The following is a 20,123-nucleotide window of genomic DNA, read 5'->3' as shown; positions in this document are numbered from 1 at the left end:
CCGTCGCGGGCCGGGGGCGGTGCTCAGCTGTCGTGGGTGGCGACCAGCCACAGGTCGGCGGGTACGGTGCGGCCGGCCGCGCGGCGCTCGGTCGCGAAGCCGACGGCCATCCGGGCCAGTTCGGCGTCCCGGCGTTCGTGCAGTCCGGCCACCTTGGCCAGCGGGATTCCGGTGAAGAGGCACTTGAGGACGGCCTGGCGCCAGCGGTACTGGTCGAGGTGGACCCGTGCGTAGGGGCCGAGTGCGGCGGCGATGAGCCGGTTGTCGTTGGTGCGCAGGGCGTCGTCGGTGAGGTGGACGGCGTGCGGTCCCAGCGGCAGGAAGGGCAGGGCGCACAGGACGCCGCGCCGCTCCGCCGCGTCGCCGTTGCGGTAGCGCTCCGTGATCTCCTGCGCCAACTCCTCGCCTTCGGCCTTCAGTTGGGCGAGGAGCCTGGTGCGTACACCGTCCTCGACGCTCCAGCCCGCCCAGCCGGGCAGCCTGCCCCGGCCGTAGACGCGGCCGGCGGCGGGGAAGCGGCTGTCGAGGGCGGCCGGGCCTTGTTCGGCGACGGCCGCGAGGTCCTGGGCGAGACGGGCGCGGTGCTCGTGGCCGAGGGCGGAGCCCAGCCCCTCGGTGAGGGCGCGCAGGGTGAGGGTGTGGTGCACGGTGGTCGGTGCCGCCGTGACGGTCGGTGCTGTCATACGGGTTCGGCCTCCTTCGACAGGGCTGCTGCGGTACGCAGGAATTCGATGCTGTGGCGGGCGGTCGCGGTTGCCGCGTGGCTGTGCCGGGGCAGTTCCACGGAGACCAGTCCCTGGTACCCGGCCGCACCGAGGGCGCGCAGTACCGGCGGGAAATAGATCTCGCCCTCGCCGAACGGCAGGTGTTCGTGGACGCCGCGCCGCATGTCCTCGATCTGGACATGGGCGAGGCGGTCGGATGCCAGTTCGACGCAGCGGGGAACGCTGTGGGGTTCGAGGCACCGGCAGTGGCCGATGTCGAGGGTGAGGCGGAAGCGGTCGGGGAGGCCGAGTTCGCGGTGGAGCCTGCGGTAGCCGGCGAGGTCGGCGACGAGCATGCCGGGCTCGGGTTCGAAGGCGAGGTCGATCCCGGTGGCGTCGGCGTGCGCGACGGTCTCGGCGCAGCCGTCGACCAGCCGCTGCCAGGCCTGTTCCGGGGTGGTGCCGGGGTCCGGGGTGCCGCTCCAGAAGTGGACGGCCCCGGCGCCGAGTTCGGCGCCTATGCCGATGGCGCGGCGCAGCAGCCCGAGGCGCAGCTCACGGCCCTCGGGCTCGGCGGAGAGCAGGGTGGGGCGGTGCTTGCGCCAGGGGTCGAGGAGGTAGCGGGCGCCGGTCTCGACGACGACGGCGAGGCCGGTGGCGGCCAGGGCGCGCCGGGTCTCGGCGATCCGCCGGGGCAGGTCGTGGGCGTAGGGGTCGAGGTGCTGGTGGTCCAGGGTGAGGGAGACGCCCTGGTAGCCGAGGTCGGCGAGGACGCGCAGCGCGTCGGGCAGCCGGTGGTCGGCGAAGCCGTTCGTGCCGTACGCGAAGCGCAGTCCGGGGGGCGGGGCGTCCGGGCGGTGGCTCATGTCGAGGACACCTTCCGGGCGAGCCGGCCCACCAGGGGCAGGGCGGCGACGAGCGGCAGGGCGAGCAGGGGTGCTCCGGCGCGGGCCACCAGGGTGGCCTGGAGGGGCAGCAGGGCGTGGATGCCCGCGCCGACGGCGGCGCGGACGCGCGGGGCGGAGGGGTCGCGGACGACGGCGGTCTGGGCGCGGGTGCAGGTGCCCGCGTAGGTGGCGAGGGCCGCTCCGGTGACCAGGGCGCGGGCGGACTTGCGGGCGGCGGGGGCGTCCGGTGTCCCGGCGGCGGCGAGCAGTGCGGCGACGGAGGACGCGGCGGGGGCGCCGAGGTGGGCGCCGTCCGCCGCGGCGGAGAACAACCGGGCGGGGGTGGGCAGTTGGGCGGTGTTGGCGGTTGCGGCGCGCGGGCCGGCGGTGGCCAGCAGGTGGGCCGCGCCCGCTCCGGCGATCGCGGTCGTCGTCGCGAGGGACAGCTTCGGCTCGCTCGTGGGCGCGCCGTCGACCTCGTGGCGGCTGAGGCGGGTCACCGCGAAGGTGTGCGCGGCGACCGCGGTGGCGGCCGGGAGGGCGGCGGCCACGCGTCCGGGACCGGTGCCGTGCAGGACGTCCAGGGCGCGGGCGGCGGCCATGGCGGCCGGGCCGAGCGGGGTCGACTTGAGGCCGAGGTCGTACGCCCAGACGGCGGCGGCCAGCGGCAGGGTGCGGCGCAGCAGGGTGCGCCGGCCACCGGCGAGGGCGGCGAGGCCGAGGCCCGCGCCGGTGAGGCCGATGGCGGTGGCGAGGGCGGCGCGCGGGGTGAGGCGGCCGGACGGGATGGGGCGTTCGGGGCGTTCGGTGGCATCCTCGGCACGGTCCGCCCAGTCGTTGAGGGCCATGCCCGCCCAGTACAGGGCGACGGAGGACGCGGCGAGGCCGGTGGTGCGGCGGATGCCGGGGCGGCCCGCCGCGAGTGCCCCGGCGACGACGTCGCCGGGGACCGTGATCGCGGCCGGGGCCCGGACCAGTTCCGCGTAGGTGCGCAGGGTGGTGTTCATCGCGGGATGCCGATCGCGGCCGGGACCGGGGTGTTCGCCCAGGCGGTCAGGGCCTCGTACTGGAGGGTGAGGTTGTGCTCGCGGGAGCCGGCCGGGTCCTTGAAGAAGAAGCCGAGCGCGGTGAGCGCCCCGGATTCCCCGCGGCGGCGGCCGTGGGCGGCCAGCCGTACGAGGTCGAGGACGAGCGGGGCGGCGAGGGCGGAGTCGCAGCCCTGCCAGGTGAACTGCATGGACATCCGGACGCCGAGGAAACCCTCGAAGGAGATGTGGTCCCAGGCGGTCTTCCACTCCCCCATCTCGGGGACGTTGTCGATGTGGACCTGGCCCTGGACGGGGTGGCCGACGGTCTCCTCCAGGCTGCGCTGCTTGGACTCGGTCTTGCTGCGGGCGGCCTCGGGGTCCTGGAGGGTGGCGCCGTCGCCGCCGCCGAGCAGGTTGGTGCCGGACCAGGAGCGCAGGCGCAGGGCGCGCTGCGTGAACATCGGGGCGAGCGCGCTCTTGACGAGGGTCTCGCCGGTCTTGCCGTCGCGCCCGGCGTGCGGGACGCCGCAGGCGCGGGCGAGCTGTTCCAGGGCGGGCAGCGAAGCGCCCGCGGACGGGGTGAAGTTGACGTAGGCGCAGCCGGCGCGGAAGGCGGCGTACGCGTACAGGGAGCTGGGCGGCAGCAGGTCGGTGCTGGTGGCCAGGACCTCGTCGAGCTCCGTGAGGTCGAGGAAGGCCGGGTCGGGGTCGGGCAGCGGCTCGGTGGAGGAGACGTTGACGACGACGACCTGTTCCAGGGCGTGCCGTTCGCGGAAGGAGACGATGTCCGCCGCGAAGCGCGCCGCGGCCTCGGCCTGGGGCTCGCCGGGCCGCTGCGAGCCGTCGCGGATCTCGCGGTCGGTGGCCTCCAGGGCGCCGCGCACGCCGTCGAGGAGGTTGGCGGGCAGGACGCCCGCCAGGGCGAGTTGCCCGGCCCTCGCCGTCAGTGGGACGGACACGATGTCGTGCCCGCCGAACACGAGGTCGGCGAGGGCCGGGAGCGATGCGTCACGGAACGGGGGAAGGTCCGTCACGCATCCGTCACAGGAGGCGCTGCCCGCGGCGATCGCGGTGGCGCCGACGGTCGCGGCCGTGGCGACCGAGCCTCGTGCGCCGATCATCCAGACGCCGATGCGGGGTGAAGTTCCGGTCGTGGCTCGCATGATGGGCTGTGCCTCCTGAGTCTTACGGGGGTGAGCTGCGGTCCTGTGGCCTGTCCGGCGGATCAGGGTCGGGCAGGCTCTAGAACTTGCCCAGGTCGACCGGGTACGGGTAGGTGTCGAAGGCCTTGTCGAGCTGGTCCGGGCTGCGGTGCAGCCACTTGCGGGTGACACCGCGCACGGTCCGCGGGGCCAGGCGCTTGTTGTCGTTCGCGTCGATGGCCGGCTGGCCGATGGACTGGAGCTCCCAGGAGACGCCCGCGAGCCGGTTGATGTGCGTCCACCACTTCACGTCGATGTCCAGGAGCCGGAAGCCGGCCAGGAAGGGGTGCCAGCGGTGGTAGGCGTGGGTGAAGTCCGGCGGCGTGAAGTTCATCATGTGGACCTTGTTGCCGTCCGAGCGGCGCGGGTCGAACAGGACGCCCTGGCCGAAGTCCTGGAAGGCGCGGACAAGTCCCACCGGGTCGTTGCCGTAGAACTCGCGGTAGACGTCGCGCTGGGCGTCGGAGAGCAGTACGAAGGCGTCGCGGTTGGGCTGGATGAGCTCCAGGAAGCTGCGCGGGTAGCGTCCGCCGGAGCGGGTGGCGGCCCAGGCCGAGTCGACCTTGGTGAAGCCGCCGAACGGCTTGACGATGACGTCGACGGCCTCGACGAGTTCGGGCGTCGGGTTGAAGTAGAAGCGCTCGTCGTACTCGTACCAGAACTCGTTGGCGCGACGGTCGCCGACCATGCCCGGGATCTCGGGGAACTCGCTGCGGGACCGGCCGTGGGCGGCCGCCGGCAGAGCGCCGGCCACCGTCACCGCGGCCGCCGCCCCGGCGATACCGGCGGCGGCCCTGAGGACGCCCCGGCGGTCCATGGTGTTCTGCGGCATCGGTGGATCTCCTTCGTCAGTGGCGGTGCGGAGGACTTCGGTGATGGGACGACTCTCGCGGCCCGGACTATGTGCGTCCTATAACGCCGCTTGCAGGGCGTATTGCCTGGTCAAAGGGGATGCGAGAGGCACCGAAACCGCTGCGATGCCGGGACGATATGGCAACGGATTACGTTCTTCCGGAAACGGATGTACGAATCCCTACATCGTTTTTCGGCCATACAGGCGGCCGGTACCGGTCACTGCCCCCACCAGTGAAGGAGTCACTGTGGTCACGATCACAAGCGCCCGGGTCGAACGGAAGGACACCAACGACAACGGGGGCATCCCCCGATTACACGGCCCCCTCACCTGGTGCGCGGGGGCCATGGCACTGCTCGCGGTGACAGCCGCGGGCGGCCTGTTCCTCGACGGACGCACCGTGCTGGGTGAGGGGGTGTGGCTCAAACCCCTGAAGTTCGCGGTCTCCTTCGGCCTGTACACGATCACCCTGGCGTGGATGATCGGCCGGACGGAGCGCTGGCAGCGCACCTTGCGCAGACTCGGCACCGTCACCGTGGTGCTGTTCATCGTCCCGGAGATATCGATCATCACGTTCCAGGCCGTACGGGGCGAACGCAGCCACTTCAACGTGTCGTCCACGTTCAACGACGTACTGGTCAAGGCGATGGGCGGCGCGGCGTACATCGGCTGGACCATGACGCTGCTGCTCGGGGTCTTCCTCCTGTGGCAGCGCAAGGTGGACCGGCCGCTGGCCTGGGCCATCCCGATCGGACTGTTCGTCTCCCTGGCGGGCATGTCGATCGGCTATCTGATGACCACCCCCACGGCCGCGCAGCAGCGGGCCATGGACGCCGGGGAGCATCCGTCCACGCTCGGCGCGCACAGCGTCGGGGTGCTGGACGGTGGTGCAGGTCTGCCGCTGACCGACTGGGCGACCGGTGGCGGGGACCTGCGGGTGGCGCACTTCGTGGGCCTGCACGCGCTGCAGCTGCTGCCGCTCGCCGCACTGGGCCTCGGGATGCTCGCGGGACGGCTGCCGCTGCTGCGCGGCGAGGGTACGCGTACGGCCCTGATCGTCGTCGGCGGTGCCGGCCATGCCGGGCTCACCGCCCTGCTGCTGTGGCAGGCGGAGCGGGGTCAGCCGCTGCTCGAACCCGACCGGCTCACGCTCACCACCGCCGCCTGGCTCGTCGGCGCGGTCGCGGTGGCCATCGCCGTGGTGCTCGCGACCGCGTCGCGCGACCGGCGTGACTCACCCGGGGGCTGATGCTCCCGACGCACACGGAGGAGGGGGTCACCGCGGCTGCGGTGACCCCCTCCTTCGTATGCCGGACGCCCGGGAGCGTAACGTCAGTCGGCCGCCGGGAACGGGCCACGGCGCAGGGCCGGGGAGATCAGCGCGGCGAGGGCCGTCAGGGCCATCGCGAGGCTGAGCCCGAGGACCGTACGGGTCGGGCCGAGGCCCTCCAGGGCGAAGCCGGCCGCGACCGGGCCGGCGGCCATCGCACCGCCACCGACCAGCATGGCCAGGGAGTTGGCCCGGCCCCGCATGCTGTCCGGTGCGATCCGGACGAGATAGACGCCGCCCGCCACGTTGAACACACCGCCCACGTAGCCGCTCAGCGCGAAGATCGCACCCAGCGCGTAGGGGTCGCGGAGCACGGCGACGGGCACCATCAGCACCGCCCACACCGCCAGCCCGCCGATCACCAGGGCACGCATCGACAGGCGTTCGGTCCACCGCCCGCCGCTGAGCGCCCCGACCAGGCCGCCCGCCCCGCTGAGCGAGAGCACGACGCCCACCTGGAACTCGGTGCCGCCCGCGGACTGGATGCCGGACATCACCGCCAGGTTCAGGCCCTGGAAGAGGATGTTGGAGACGGCGACGGCGGCCATCACGGCCCGCAGGAAGTGCTGGCGCCACATCCAGACGAGACCGGCGCGGACCTCGGCGGCGAGCGCCGTCCGGGGCGCGTCCTTCCGGTCCTGCTGAAGCTTCCCACGTACCCCGAACAGGCAGGCCACAGCAGCGAGTTGACCGGCTGCCGCCGCCACGAACGGCAGCGCGGAGCCGAGCGTGACCAGTCCGCTGCCCAGCGGCTGGCCCGCGATGGCGGCACCACGGGTACGGGCCTCGTTGCCGGTCATCGCGGCGCCGATCTGCTCGGACGGCACCACGGCGGGCACGGCGGCCCGCTCGGCCAGCTGGAACAGCACGCCGAGGGTGCCCTCGACGAACGCGGCGGCCAGCAGCGCCCACAGCCAGATGTGGCCGCTCAGCAGGAGCGCGGCGATCACACCGGCCACCACCGCCTGGCCGAGTCCGGTCCCCAGCATGACGCGCCGCCGGTCCCAGCGGTCGACGAGCGCGCCGCCGGGCAGCTGCACCACGAGCTGCGGGAGCAGCAGCGCGGTCCCGACGAGCCCGGCGTCGCTGGGTGACCTGGTCGCCCACAGGACGGCGAGCGGATACGCGACGGCGGTGGCGCGCCCGGCGAGCAGCGAGAGGCCGGCGCCGCCCCAGAGCAGGCGGTAGTCACGGTTGCGCCGCAGCGGCACGGGCGGCGCCGCGGCCTCGCCCTCAGGATCCGTCACCGGTTCGGCCACCGGTTCGGGTTGCGCGGTCGTCCGGTGCGTCTCCTCCGGTACGGCGTCGTCCCGTTGCTCGGCGGCCAGCAGCCACGGCAGTGCCGCCGGGTCGGTCACCGAGTCGGGCGCGGAGTCTGTCGCGGTATCGGTCGCGGGTCTCATCGCGCGGCCACCAGGGTGCGGTCCCCGGACGGGGTCGCCCCGAGCTCCGCGGACTCCGCGGGCTCCTCGGCCTTCGCGGGCTCCTCGGCCTTCGCGGCGGTGCGGACGAACTCCAGTACCGCCATCGCGCTGTGCATCTTGTTGGTGGCCTGGGCGAAGGCGATGCTGTGCGGTCCGTCCAGCACCTCGGCCACGACCTCCTCGCCCCGGTGGGCGGGCAGGTCGTGCATGAACACGGCGTCCGGGCTGGTCTCCCACAGAGCGGGCGTGATCCGGAACGGGGCGAAGACGTTCCGCCAGTCGGGGTCGGGCTTGCTGGTGCCGGTGGTCTGCCAGCGGGTCGTGTAGATCACGTCGTAGCCGCCAGTCAGCCCGTCCATGTCGTGCCGCTCGACCAGGGTGGCGCCGGTGCGGGCGGCCTGGGCGCGGGCCCGGTGGGCGATGGATTCGCCGAGGCCGTAGCCGGGCGGGGTGCGGACCTCGAAGTGGACGCCGGGGAAGCGGGTGAGGGCGAGCGCGAGCGCCGCCGCCGTGTTGTTGCCCTCGCCCGCGTACAGGATGCGCAGCCCGTCGATGCGGCCGAAGTGACGTACCAGTGTGGTGAGGTCGGTGAGCGCCTGGGTGGGGTGTTCCTCGGCGGTCATGGCGTTGACCACGGACATGGTCCCCTGCTGTGCCCAGCCGCGCAGTTCGGCCTCGGGCCCGGCGGTCCGGGCGACGAGGACGTCGAGCATCCCGGACAGCACCCGGCCGGTGTCCTCGGTGGTCTCGCCGGTGTTGAGCTGGAGGTCGCCGGGTCCGTAGGCGATGAGGGAGCCGCCCAGCCGCAGCGAGCCGGAGGAGAAGGCGGTACGGGTGCGGGTGGAGGTCTTGGCGAAGTAGACGCCGACCACCTGGCCGTCCAGCGGTGCGGGCCGCCGGGCGAGACCGGCGGAGAACTCGGCACCGCGGTCCACGATCCGCCGCAGCTCCGCGTCGGTGAGGTCGTCGATGGAGATCAGATGACGCATGGGGTCAGCCTTCCTGGGCCGGTTCGTGGGCCGTACGGACGTCGAGTGCGGCGGCCAGTTGCTCCACCGTGTGGTGGCGCAGCGCGGTCGCGAGGTCGAGCGGGAGCCCGGCCCTGCGGGCGGCGAGCAGCAGGGGCGGTACGAGCAGGGAGTCGCCGCCGAGGTCCCTGAAGTCGTCGTGCACGCCGACCTGTTCGAGGCCGAGCACCTCGGCCCAGACGGCGGCGAGCCGTCGTTCGGTGTCGGTGCGCGGCTCCACGTAGGGGGCGTCGGCGGCGGTGGCGGCGCGGGCCACGAGGGCGAACCGGTCGCGTTTGCCGTTCTCGCCGAGCGGGAGCGCGGGCAGGGCCGTGACGGTCGCCGGGATGACGGCGGCGGGCACCACCGCGCGCAGGCGGTCGCGCAGGGCGGGCACGGAGACGGTGTGCCCCTCGGCGGGCACCACCCAGGCCGCGAGGCGCTTGCCGCCGTCGGCGGCGTCGACGGCCGCCACGAGGGCTTCGCGTACGGAGGGGTCGGCGGCGAGCACGGCCTCGGCCTCGCCGGGTTCGACGCGGTGTCCCCGGATCTTGACCTGGTCGTCGGCGCGGCCGAGGAACTCCAGGGCGCCGCCGGGGAGCCGGCGGGCCAGGTCCCCGGTGCGGTAGAGGCGGGCGCCCGGCAGTCCGTAGGGGTCGGGCAGGAACGCGGCGGCGGTCAGGTCGGGGCGTCCGGCGTAGCCGCGGGCGAGCCCGTCGCCGCCGAGGTACACCTCACCGGCGATGCCGTCGGGGACCGGCCGCAGCGCGCTGTCCAGGAGCCGCAGGGTGACGCCCGGAAGCGGGGAGCCGAGGGCCACGAGGGTGCGCGGGGCGCGGGGCCGTTCGGGGGCGTGCAGGGTGTCGGCGTGCTGGAGTCCGGCCCGGACGCCGGCCGCTGCCGCGACGGGGCGCGGTGCGCTGCGGTGCCTGGGCAGGACGCGCAGGGCGGTGGCGGCGACGGTGGCCTCGGTGGGGCCGTACTCGGCGGCGAGGACCATGCCGCCGGACCCGATGCGGGCGGCGACGCGGTCGGCCTGGGCGGCCGGGTAGGCGTCGCCCGCGCAGACGGCGAGCGCGGCCAGGGAGCCGAGTTCGGCGTCGGTCAACTGGGCTTCCAGGAGCGTCAGATGGCCGGGGGTGAGCCCGACGAAGGAGTAGGGCGCGCCCTTGAGGAGTTCGGCGCCGAACTCCCCCGGTCCGTACGACTGCGGGAGCAGCCGCACGGTCTGCCCGGTCATCAGGGGTGCGTACAGCGCGGGGATTCCGAGGTCGAAGCCGACGGAGGTGAACCACGGCGCGCCGCCGGTGCCCGCCGCCGCGTACTGCTCGACCGCCCAGTGCAGGTAGTGGGAGAGGGAGCGGTGGCTGATCTCGACGCCCTTGGGAGTGCCGGTGGAACCGGAGGTGTGCAGGACGTACGCGAGCCGGTCCGGATCGTGGACGGTGGCGGGCCGGGCGGGTACGGGGGCGTCGGTGAGGTCCTCGGCGACCACGAGCGGGACGTCGCCCAGGCGGGCGGCGTGACGGCGTTCGGTGACCGCGAGCGTGAAGTCGGTGCCGGCGATCCGGGCGTCGGGGGTGCAGGGGTCCACGGGCACCTGCGCGGCGCCCGCCTTCCAGACGCCCAGGAGCGCGGCCACCAGGTCGGGGCCCCGGTCAAGGAGCACGGCGACACGGGTCTCGGGCCCGGCGCCGAGGGCGCGCAGCCGGTGGGCGACGGCCTCGGCGCGGGCGTCGAGCGCGGCGTAGGAGAGGGTGGTGGAGGAGTGGGTGGTGGATCCGAAGGAGAGGGCGGGGGCCGTCGGGGTGCGGGCGGCCTGTGCCTCGAACGCGCCGAGCACGTCGGTGGGGGTGTCGGAGTGCGGCAGGGCGGGTGCGGCGAGGGCGCCGCGCTCGTACGCGTCGGGGTAGGCACCGCGGGTGTCGCCGTCGGCGCCGGTGCGCGCCATGTCGGCGAAGACGGCGGTGTAGAGCGCGGCGAGGCGCTTGGCCCGGCCCCGGGAGAGGGTGCGGGTGCGGGAGGCGATGGACAGGTGGCCGCGCACGGGGGTGCCGACGACGAGCCGGAACTCGTTGGGGCTGTCGTCGCGGCTGGCCATGATGTCGATGAGCTCGGTGTCGACCTGGTGGAAGTCCAGGTAGTGGAAGAGGACGTCGATGAGGTGGGATTCGCCGCCGGGTCTGCGCATGGCGGGCATCGGGTAGCGGCGGTGCGGCCACAGCTCGACCTCGCGGGCGAAGACCTGCTGGGCGAGTTCGCCCCAGGTCGCGGCGGTGCGCTCGTAGGGGAAGGGCACCGAGTTGAGGTACATGCCGGAGACGCGTTCGGCGCCCGCCTCCTCGGGGCGCGCGTCGGCGACCATGCCGCCGCGGAACCGCTCGGCGCGGGTGAGCAGCGAGAGGACCTTGCTGTGCGCGGCGTGCAGGACGCTCTTGTAGGGGACCTCGGCGGCGGTGGCGAGGGCGCGCAGGCCCGGTTCGACGTCGCCGAGCGGGATGTCGATGCGGTAGCGCTCGTCGCCCTCGTCGTCGCCCTGCCATCCGGCGGGGACGCTGAACCGCTCGTAGGTGTCGACGATGTGGCGCCAGTGCTCGCGGTCGGCCGGGTCGTCCAGGGAGCGCAGTTCGCCGGCGACGAAGTCGGCGTAGCGGACGGCGGGCACGGGCGGTGCGGGCTCGGGCTCGGCGCCGGAGCGCAGCGCGCGGTAGGCGCGGAGCATCTCCATCAGCTGGGAGTGGTAGCTCCAGCCCTCGATGACGGGGTGGCACTCGGTGATGGAAAGCCACCAGCTCTCGTCGTCGAGGAGGTGGACGGCCATCCGCATGAGCGGTGCGCGGGTGAGGTCGAAGAGCTCTTCGCGGTCGCGGTCGGCGAACTCCCAGAGGGCCAGTTCGCGGCGGGCGGCCGGCAGGTGGCGCAGGTCGTCGAAGACGCAGGGCATCCGCGAGGCGGCGTGGACGAGCTGGAGCGGCCGGGAGTAGCCGTCGAGGGCGAAGGAGGTCCGCATGACCTCGTGGCGTTCGACGATCAGGTCGGCTGCCCGCTGGAACGCCTCCTGGTCGAAGGGGAGTTCGTCGCGGATCCGGAAGGACGTGATGTTGTGGTAGCGGTTCTCGGTGCTCTCGCCGTACATCTCGACGAGCATCCCGGCCTGGGTGAGCGAGACGGGGTAGGCGTCGGTGACGTCGGCGGGCAGCGCGGCCCGGTCCGCCTCGCCGATGAGGGCGAACCGGGCGACGGTGCCGCCCGGTCCGGCCCCGTCGGCGTCGCCGAGTGCGGCGCGCAGCCGGGCCACGGTGCGGTGGGCGAAGATGTCGCGGACGCTGGTCTCCCAGCCGGCCTCGCGCAGCGCGCCGACGAGGGTGACGGCGCGGATGGAGTCGCCGCCGAGTTCGAAGAAGTTGTCGTGGACGCCGACGGTGTCGCGGCCCAGGACGGTGGCCCAGATCCCGGCGATGGCGCCCTCGGTGGCGTCGCGGGCCTCGACGTACGCGCCAACGGCGGTGGCGTCGCGGCCCGGGGCGGGCAGCGCGCGCCGGTCGAGCTTGCCGTTGGCGGTCAGCGGCAGGGCGTCGAGGGTGAGGTAGGCGGCGGGCACCATGTACGACGGGAGGGTCTCGCCGACGCGGGCGCGCAGCGCGGCCGGGGTGAGGTCGTCGGGGCCGGCGCCTTCGGCGGGGACGACGTAGGCGACGAGTTCCTTGGCGCCGGGGCTGTCCTCGCGGACCAGGACGACGGCTTCGGCGACGGCCGGGTCCGCGGTGAGCGCGGACTCGATCTCGCCGGGCTCTATGCGGTAACCGCGGAGTTTGACCTGGTGGTCGGCGCGGGCGACGAAATCGAGGTTGCCGTCGGGCAGTACGCGGGCGATGTCGCCGGTGCGGTAGAGCCGGGCGCCGGCCGGGCCGTAGGGGTCGGGCACGAAGCGCTCGGCGGTCAGGTCGGGGCGGCCCGCGTAGCCCCGGGCGACACCGATGCCGCCGATCCACACCTCGCCGGGCACGCCGACCGGCAGCGGGCGCAGGTGCTCGTCGAGGACGTACATGGTGGTGTGCGGGACGGCGCGGCCGATGGGGACGAGTTCGGTGGTGACGGGCCCGTCGAGGAAGTACGCGGAGTTGCCGACGGTGATCTCGGTGGGTCCGTACTCGGCGGCGAGGCGGGTGCCGTCGGGGCCCGCCGAGGTCGTCCAGCGCTCGGCGAGCCGGGCGGTGAAGGAGTCCCCGGCGGCAATGACGAGACCGGCCAGGCCCTTGATCTGCTCGTCCGTCAACTGCTGCTGGAGCAGGTCGAGATGGCCCGGGGTGAGTTTGATGAAGGCGTACGGGGCGCCTGCGGCGAGCAGGGCGCCGAGGTCGGCGGTGTCGAAGTCCTGCGGGAGCAGGTCGACGCTCCGGCCGGTCATCAGCGGCGCGTACAGGTCGGGTACGCCGAGGTCGAAGGCGACCGACGAGAACAGCGGGGCGCCGCCGGGGCCGGCGCCCGCGTAGGCCTGGACGGTCCAGCCGAGGTAGTTGGCCAGACCGCGGTGGGTGACGAGGACGCCCTTGGGGCGGCCGGTGGAGCCGGAGGTGTAGATGACGTAGGCGAGCGCGTCGAGGTCGTGGCCGGTGGGCAGGGCAGCGGTGGCGGCCGCGCGGGCGGCCTGCTCGGCCGAGTCGTCGGTGACCAGGACGGTGGGGCCGTTCTCGTCGGCGACCAGGGAGGCGGAGCCGTCTCCGTCGGTGCCCAGGACGGCGGTGCCGTCGAAGCGGTCGGCGTAGCGGGTCTCGGTGAGGACGGTCCTGGTGTCGGTGGTGGCCAGCATGTGGCCGATGCGCTCGTCCGGGTAGCCGGGGTCGATGGGTACGTACGCGGCGCCCGCGCGCCAGATGCCGAGCAGGGCGGCGACCAGTTGCGGCGAGCGGTCCAGGAGGACGGCGACGGTGTCCTCGGGTCCGACGCCGAGTCCGGCGAGCCGGCGGGCGTGGCGCTCCGACTCCTCGACGAGCCGGCGGTAGGTGTACGCGGTGTCGCCGTGGCGCAGGGCGGTGGCGTCGGGGGTGGCCGCGGCCTGTTCCAGGATGGTCTCCAGGACGGGGCGCAGGGCGGTGGCGTCAAGGGCGTGGTCGGTGCCGACGGGGGTGGCCGGCCCGTCGAGGAGCAGGGCGCGCTCCTCGGGGCCGATCGGGTCGAGGGTGGAGAGCGGGGCGTCGGGGGCGGCGGCGATCTGGGCGAGGAGCCGGGTGTAGTGCCCGGCGATCCGGGCGGCGGTGGCCGCGTCGAAGAGGGCCGTGGCGTATTCGAGGCTGCCGTGCAGGGTGCCGTCGGCCCGTTCGGTGAGGTGCAGCGTGAGGTCGAAGCGGGCGATGGCACCGGCGGCCGGGACGGGCTCCGCGGTGATGCCGGGCAGATCGGGTCCGTCCGCCCCCTCGCCGGACGCGAGGTCGAACATGACCTGGAAGAGCGGTGTGGTGGACAGGTCGCGCTCGGGCTCCAGCTCATCGGCGATCCGGTCGAACGGCGTCTCCTGGTGGTCGAAGGCGTCCAGCACGGTGGTGCGGTTGGCGGCGAGGACGTCCCGGAAGTCCGGGTCGGCGCCCCAGCGGGCCCGCAGCACCAGGGTGTTGTACGCGTATCCGGCCATCTGCCGCAGTTCGGGGCGGGTGCGTCCGGAGACGGCGGTGCCGACCGAGACGTCCCGCTTGCCGGTGTATCGGCCGAGCAGGGTCTGGTAGGCGGTGAGCAGGACCATGAAGAGCGTGGCGTCGCCGTCGCGGGCGACCCCGCGCAGGGCGGTGGCAGTGGCGGCGGGGACGTCGAAGCCGTGCGTGGCACCGCCCCAGGTGCGTACGGCGGGGCGGGGCCGGTCGGTGGGCAGGGCGAGCGGTTCGACGCCGGCGAGCTCCCGTCGCCAGTGGTCGAGGCCGCGGTCGGCTTCGGGGCCGCTCTGCCGGCGGGCGGCCCAGGCCGCGTAGTCGGCGTACTGGACGGGCAGTTCGGGCAGTTCCTCGCCCCGGTGGAGGGCGGCGAGGTCGGCCAGGAGCAGCGGGCGGGTCAGCGCGTCGCAGGCGATGTGGTGCATGACGACGAACAGGACGTGGTCGTCGGGGGCGAAGCGCAGCAGCCGTACCCGCAGCGGGTGGTCGGCGGCCAGGTCGAAGGTCTCGGCGGCGCGGGCCTCGGTGAAGGCGACGGCGGCCGCGTCGCGGGCGGCGGCGTCCAGGCCGGGCCGGTCGGTGACGGCGAGGTCGACGGGCCCGGCCGGGTCGACGACCTGGCGGGGGTCGGCCGCGTCCAGGACGTAGCGGGTGCGCAGGATCTCGTGGCGGGCGGCGAGCGAGTCGAAGGCCTGCTGGAGAGTGCCCGGCGAGAGCGGGCCGCGCAGCCGGTACGCCATCGGCAGCAGGTACTCGGGGCTCTGCGGGTCGAGCTGGTGCAGGAACCACAACTGGCGCTGTCCGGCCGAGAGTTCGAGGGGCTTCGTACGGTCGGCGCGCGGGATCGCGGCGCTGCGGACGGGGGTTTCGGCGCCTCGCCCGGCGCGCCCGGCGAGGCGGCGGCGCAGGAGCTCGGCGCGCAGCTCCTCCTGCGTGGGCTGCGTCGGCGCGGTGGGTGCGGTCACGACTGGTACTCCCTGTGGGCGAGGGCGAGTTCGGCTTCGGTGAGCGTCTCTATCTCGGCCGTCACGGCCTCTTCCACGGCTTCGGCGAGCCGGGCGACGGTGGGGCGTTCGAAGACGGCGCGCAGGGGCAGTTCGACGTCGAACTCCTCCTGGATGCGGGCGATGACCTGGGCGGCGCGCACGGAGTTCCCGCCGCTGCGGAAGAATCCCTGGCGGGAGCCGATCCGGTGGCCCGCGACGGCGTCGGGTCCGAGCAGCACCTCGGCCCAGATCCCGGCGATGATCTCCTCGACGGGGCCTTCGGGCGCGGTGTACGGCTCGTCGGCGAGCGCGGCGGCGAGGTCGGGCGTGGGCAGGGCCGCGGTGTCGACCTTGCCGTGCCGGGTGATCGGCACGGTGGTGATCGGCACGAGCAGCGCGGGGACCATGTAGTCGGGCAGGCTGCGGGCGCAGTGGTCCAGGAGTGCGCTGTCGCCGGGTACGGGCATGTCGTCGGCGGCCACCCAGTAGGCGACGAGCGCGGCGTCGGGGCCGGTGCCGTGGACGGTGACCACGGCCTGGGCGACGGCGGGGTGCTCGGCCAGGACGCCCTGGACCTCGCCGGTCTCCACTCGCCTGCCGCGGATCTTGACCTGGCCGTCGGCGCGCCCGGCGAACTCCAGTGTGCCGTCGGGCAGCATGCGGGCCATGTCGCCGCTGCGGTAGAGGCGGGCGCCGGGCTCGCCGTACGGGTCGGGCACGAACACGGCGGCGGTCAGGTCGGGCCTGCCGTGGTAGCCGCGGGCGAGGGCCGTCCCGCCGATGCACAGCTCGCCGGTCACCCCGTACGGCACGGGCGTGAGGTTCTCGTCCAGGACCCGGACCGTGCAGTGCGGGTAGGGGCGGCCGATCGGGGTGGACTGCGCGGTGTCGTGCGCGTCCCACCGGGTGGAGGCGATGGTCGTCTCGGTGAGCCCGTACTCGTTGATGAACCGTCGCAGTCGGCGCGAGAGCTCGCGGGCAAGGGCGGGCGGGCAGTCCTCGCCACCGGTCTTGCCGACCAGCGGGCGGCGGCCGAATCCGGCGTCGATCAGCATCTGCCAGTGCGCGGGGGCGGCCTGGAGGTGGCTGACGCCGTGCTGGTCGAGCAGGGCCAGCTGGGCGCGGTGGTCGCGCAGTTCGTGGTCCTGGGCGAGGACGACCCGGCCGCCCGCGACGAGCGGCATGACGAGCTCGGTCCAGGAGATGTCGAACGTGGGCTGGGCCAGGGCGAGGTAGGCGTCGTCGGGGCCCTGCCCGAAGTCCAGGTGGGCCTGGAAGGCGCGCAGCGTCGGCAGCAGGGTGCGGTGCTCGACGGCGACCCCCTTGGGCCGGCCGGTGGAGCCGGAGGTGTACATCAGGTAGGCGAGGCGGGTGCCGTCCCCGGCGGGCAGCGGCTCGGCGTCCGCCGACGGTGCGGCGTCCGGTTCGGTGTCCAGGGTGAGGACGGCGCCGCGGTGGATCCCGGCGAGGCGTGCGGCGCCCGCCGTGTCGGTGACGAGGACGCCCGCCCCCGAGTCGGCGAGCACATGGGCGATCCGGTCGTCGGGGGCGCCAGGGTCGAGCGGCACATGGGCGGCGCCGGCGTGCCAGCTGCCGAGGATCGTGGCGAGCAGGTCGGGGGTGCGGCCGAGCAGCACGGCGACGGTGGTCTCCGGGCCGGCGCCGAGGTCGCGCAGCCGGTGGCCGAGGAATTCGGCGCGGCGGGTCAGCCGTTCGTACGTCCAGGTCTCGTCGCCGCAGACGACGGCCGGGTCCTGCGGGGAGCGCCGGGCCACCTCCGCGATCGCGGTGTGCACGCCGCCTTCGGACGTTCCGGTGATCGTGTCCCCCGCACCGGCGGGGCCGGGGCCGTGGGCGACGAGTTCGGCGCGCAGCGCGGCGGGCAGGATGTCGGCGGTGCCCAGCCGTACCCACGGGTCGTCGGTGACCGCCTCCAGCAGGCGGGTCCAGCAGTCGGCGAACCGTTCGACGGTGGCCGGGTCGAACAGGGCGGTGGCGTACTCGGCCATCCCGAGCAGGGAGCCGTCGCCCTGGCGCTGCACGACGAACGTGAGGTCGGTGCGGGCGGCCTGCCAGGCGCCCCGGAAGGCGTCGAGGTCGCCGGAGGAGGTCGCGGTGCCGGTGCGGCCCTCCTCGTGCAGGTCGAACATCACCTGGTAGAGCGGGGTGCGGGCGGCGTCGCGGCTCTCGTCGAGCTCGGCGACGAGCCGGTCGAACGGCAGCTCCTGGTGGGCGAAGGCCTCGCGGGCGGTGTCGCGGACGCGGACGACGGCGTCGCGGAAGGTGTCGTCGGCGGCGGCGTCGCAGCGCAGCACGAGGGTGTTGAGGAAGAACCCGACGACATCGGCGGTCTCGGGCCGCTCACGGCCGGCCACCGGGATGCCGACCGGGACGTCCCAGCGGCCGGTGAGGCGGGCGACGAGCGCGGAGAACGCGGTGAGCAGGGTCTGCTGGAGGGTCGCCCCGCAGCTGCGGCCGAGGGCCGCGACTCGCACGGTGAGCGCGGCCGGGACGGTGAAGAGGTGGACGGCGCCGTGCGCGTCGCGCACCGGGGGCCGGGGCCGGTCGGTGGGCAGGTCGAGCGGGACGATGCCGTCCAGCACCCGCTTCCAGTGGTCGAGTTCGCGCGAGAGGAACGTGTCGGTGAGCCGGGCGCGCCGGTGGGCGGCGTGGTCGGCGTACTGCACCGGGAGCTCGGGCAGCCGGGCGTCGGTGCCGGTGTGCGCGGCCTCGGCGAGCGCCTTGAGGTCGCGCTCCAGGACGACGGAGGACCAGCCGTCGCAGGCGATGTGGTGCAGCGAGAGGATCACGTGCAGGTGCTCGGTCCCCCGGCGTACGGTCAGGGCCCGCCAGACGGGGCCGTTCTCCAGGTCGAAGGGGCGGGCGAACTCCTCCTGCACCAGTACGTTCAGCTCGTCGGCACTCGCGGCGAGCGCGGTGCGCAGCCGGGGCGGTCGGGTGCCGGGCGCATCGGCTATCTGAACGGGCTCGGTGCCGTGCAGGACGTAGCGGGTGCGCAGGATCTCGTGCCGGTCGGCGAGTGCGCCGAGGGCGGCGGCGACGGTGGCGTCGCTGTACTCGGCGGGCAGGGTGAGGAAGGCGGGGGCGTTCCACTCGCTGCTGCCGGGGCGCAGCCGGTCGAGCAGCCACATGCCCTGCTGGCCGGGCGAGAGCGGCAGCCCCTCGGGCTTGCGGGGTACGGGAAGGACCGTTTCGGCAATGTGCTCGTCGCCGGTCGGGTCGACGGGGCGGCCGACCAGCGCGGCCTGGGTCTCGACGGTGGTCGCGGTGAACAGGGCGCGCAGCGGTACTCGGGTGCCCGCCGTCGCGGACAGCAGCTCGGAGAGCCGGGTCAGCATCAGGGAGGAGCCGCCGAGCTGGAAGAAGTCGTGGGTGGCGCCGATCTCCCCGGCGGGGATGCCGATCAGCCGCGCCCAGATCTCGGCGACGGCCCGCTCGGTGGCGTCGCGCACCGGTACGTACGCGGTCTCGGTGCGGCTCTCGGCCGGGTCGGGCAGCGCGCCCCGGTCGATCTTCCCGCTGGCGGTGAGCGGCCACTCGTCGACGGTCACGAACACCGAGGGCACCAGGACGTCGGGCAGGGTGCGGCGCAGGAAGGCGCGCAGCTCGTCGGGGCGGGGCGCCTCGCCGCGCGGCTGCACCCAGGCGGCGAGGCGGTGGCCGCCGCCGGCGGGGTCGGGCACGGCGGCGGCGACGGCGGTGCGCACCCAGGGGTGGGCGGCGAGCGCGGCCTCGACCTCCCCGGGCTCGATCCGTACGCCGTTGACCTTGACCTGCTGGTCGAGGCGGCCGAGGTATTCGAGGACGCCGTCGGCGCGCCAGCGCACCTTGTCGCCGGTGCGGTAGAGCCGCTGTCCCTCGTTGTGCGGGTCGGGCACGAAGCGTTCGGCGGTCAGGTCGGGGCGGCCGAGGTAGCCGAGGGCGAGCCCGATGCCGCCCGCGTGGAGTTCGCCGGGGACGCCGACGGGCACGGGCCGTCCCGCCGGGTCGAGGACGACCACGCGCATGTTGCCGATGGGGCGTCCGATCGGGACGGCGCCGGTGTCCTGGGCCGGGTCCCACTGGTGCTCGGTGATGTCGACGGACGCCTCGGTGGGTCCGTAGGTGTTCCAGATCCGTACGCCGGGGGCGCGTTCGAGGATGCGACGGCACAGGTCGGCGTGGAGGGGTTCGCCAGCGCTGAAGACCAGGCGCAGGGCGGTGGCACGCTCCCAGCCGGGTTCGTCGACGAGGCGCCGGTAGACGGAGGGGACGCCCTGCAGGACGGTGACGCCGTGGTCGGCGACGGCGGCGAGCAGGGTCGCGGGGTCGCGCTCGGCGCCTTCGGGGGCGAGCACGAGGGCGGCGCCGCTGATGAGCGGGGAGAACAGCTCCAGTCCGGCGGCGTCGAAGCCGACGGTCGTCTTGAGCAGCACCCGGTCGGCGGGGCCGAGCCGGTGGCGGTGGGCCAGCCAGCGCACCCGGTTGGCGATGCCCTCGTGCGGGACGAGGACGCCCTTGGGGCGGCCGGTGGAGCCGGAGGTGTGCAGGACGTAGGCGGGCCGGGCCGGTTCGGCGACGAACTCCGGTGCTGCTGCGGTCTGTTCGCCGGTGACGTCCTCGGCGAGCAGTACCCGGGTGGCCGCGGGCAGCTTGTCGGCGGTGGACCGCTCGGCGAGGGCCACCGGCGCCCGCGCGTCGTCGAGGACGAGGGCGATGCGGCTCTCGGGGTGGTTGGGGTCGAGCGGTACGTAGGCGCCGCCCGCCAGCCAGACGCCGAGGAGCCCGGCGACCAGGTCGGGCCCTCGGCGCAGGCACACGCCCACGAAGTCGCCGGGGCGCACGCCCAGGGCGTGCAGCCGGGTGGCGAACAGGGCGGCGCGCGCGCCGAGTCCGGCGTACGTGACCACGCTTCCATCGGCGCCGATCACGGCGGGCGCGTCGGGCGTACGGGTGCGCTGGGCGGCGAACAGCGCGGGCAGCAGGGGCGCGGTCCTGGGCCGGGCAGTGGTCGCACCGGCGTACGAACCCGACAGCGTGCGGTCGTTCACAGTCTCTCC

At 74.5% G+C, this 20,123-nt stretch carries 10 protein-coding genes; 1 reads left to right on the top strand and 9 read right to left on the bottom strand.

All coding sequences use genetic code 11. The features are described from left to right. Positions 1-23: 23 nt before the first annotated feature. From OG842_RS41260 to OG842_RS41240, 5 genes are all read right to left on the bottom strand, one after another. Entirely contained in the window at positions 24-683 is a 660-nt protein-coding gene (locus OG842_RS41260; protein WP_266737805.1) for an EboA domain-containing protein, read from the bottom strand. Continuing rightward, a complete protein-coding gene (locus tag OG842_RS41255; protein WP_266737807.1) occupies positions 680-1,570 on the bottom strand; it encodes a sugar phosphate isomerase/epimerase family protein in 891 nt (296 codons plus the stop codon). Before OG842_RS41255 ends, OG842_RS41260 begins: the two co-directional genes overlap by 4 nt. Further along, positions 1,567-2,598: an SCO3242 family prenyltransferase gene (locus OG842_RS41250; protein ID WP_266737808.1), complete on the bottom strand. Its 1,032-nt coding sequence runs from the start codon at positions 2,596-2,598 to the stop codon at positions 1,567-1,569. Before OG842_RS41250 ends, OG842_RS41255 begins: the two co-directional genes overlap by 4 nt. Beyond that, on the bottom strand, positions 2,595-3,782 hold the full coding sequence (locus tag OG842_RS41245; protein WP_266737809.1) for an inositol-3-phosphate synthase: 1,188 nt from the start codon (positions 3,780-3,782) through the stop codon (positions 2,595-2,597). Before OG842_RS41245 ends, OG842_RS41250 begins: the two co-directional genes overlap by 4 nt. Before the next feature lie 79 nt (positions 3,783-3,861). Continuing rightward, positions 3,862-4,653: a Tat pathway signal sequence domain protein gene (locus OG842_RS41240; RefSeq protein ID WP_328512718.1), complete on the bottom strand. Its 792-nt coding sequence runs from the start codon at positions 4,651-4,653 to the stop codon at positions 3,862-3,864. Between the two features lie 268 nt (positions 4,654-4,921). On the opposite strand from OG842_RS41240, the gene OG842_RS41235 reads away from it, so the two are divergent. Beyond that, entirely contained in the window at positions 4,922-5,923 is a 1,002-nt protein-coding gene (locus OG842_RS41235; RefSeq protein ID WP_266737811.1) for a hypothetical protein, read from the top strand. 83 nt (positions 5,924-6,006) lie between these two features. Here OG842_RS41235 and OG842_RS41230 read toward each other — a convergent pair whose 3' ends face one another. Genes OG842_RS41230 through OG842_RS41215 form a run of 4 tightly spaced genes read right to left on the bottom strand, consistent with a single transcriptional unit; the run spans position 6,007 to position 20,114 of the window. Further along, positions 6,007-7,407 (bottom strand): MFS transporter, encoded by a 1,401-nt coding sequence (locus OG842_RS41230; protein WP_266737813.1) that lies wholly within the window; start codon positions 7,405-7,407, stop codon positions 6,007-6,009. After that, complete coding sequence (locus OG842_RS41225) at positions 7,404-8,417, bottom strand: ornithine carbamoyltransferase (protein ID WP_266737814.1); 1,014 nt, start codon at positions 8,415-8,417, stop codon at positions 7,404-7,406. Before OG842_RS41225 ends, OG842_RS41230 begins: the two co-directional genes overlap by 4 nt. A 4-nt stretch (positions 8,418-8,421) precedes the next feature. After that, entirely contained in the window at positions 8,422-15,042 is a 6,621-nt protein-coding gene (locus OG842_RS41220; protein WP_328512717.1) for a non-ribosomal peptide synthetase, read from the bottom strand. Then, complete coding sequence (locus OG842_RS41215) at positions 15,039-20,114, bottom strand: non-ribosomal peptide synthetase (protein ID WP_266737817.1); 5,076 nt, start codon at positions 20,112-20,114, stop codon at positions 15,039-15,041. The genes OG842_RS41220 and OG842_RS41215 overlap by 4 nt, the downstream gene beginning before the upstream one ends. Positions 20,115-20,123 lie beyond the last annotated feature (9 nt).

Source organism: Streptomyces sp. NBC_00376 (assembly GCF_036077095.1).
Taxonomy (GTDB): Bacteria; Actinomycetota; Actinomycetes; order Streptomycetales; family Streptomycetaceae; genus Streptomyces.
This window is presented reverse-complemented; position numbering and strand designations above follow the sequence as displayed.

Coding starts and splice junctions, on each gene's coding strand:
- OG842_RS41255 (WP_266737807.1), bottom strand. CDS start 1,570: ATGAGCCACCGCCCGGACGCCCCGCCCCCCGGACTGCGCTTCGCGTAC.
- OG842_RS41260 (WP_266737805.1), bottom strand. CDS start 683: ATGACAGCACCGACCGTCACGGCGGCACCGACCACCGTGCACCACACC.
- OG842_RS41250 (WP_266737808.1), bottom strand. CDS start 2,598: ATGAACACCACCCTGCGCACCTACGCGGAACTGGTCCGGGCCCCGGCC.
- OG842_RS41230 (WP_266737813.1), bottom strand. CDS start 7,407: ATGAGACCCGCGACCGATACCGCGACAGACTCCGCGCCCGACTCGGTG.
- OG842_RS41225 (WP_266737814.1), bottom strand. CDS start 8,417: ATGCGTCATCTGATCTCCATCGACGACCTCACCGACGCGGAGCTGCGG.
- OG842_RS41245 (WP_266737809.1), bottom strand. CDS start 3,782: ATGCGAGCCACGACCGGAACTTCACCCCGCATCGGCGTCTGGATGATC.
- OG842_RS41240 (WP_328512718.1), bottom strand. CDS start 4,653: ATGCCGCAGAACACCATGGACCGCCGGGGCGTCCTCAGGGCCGCCGCC.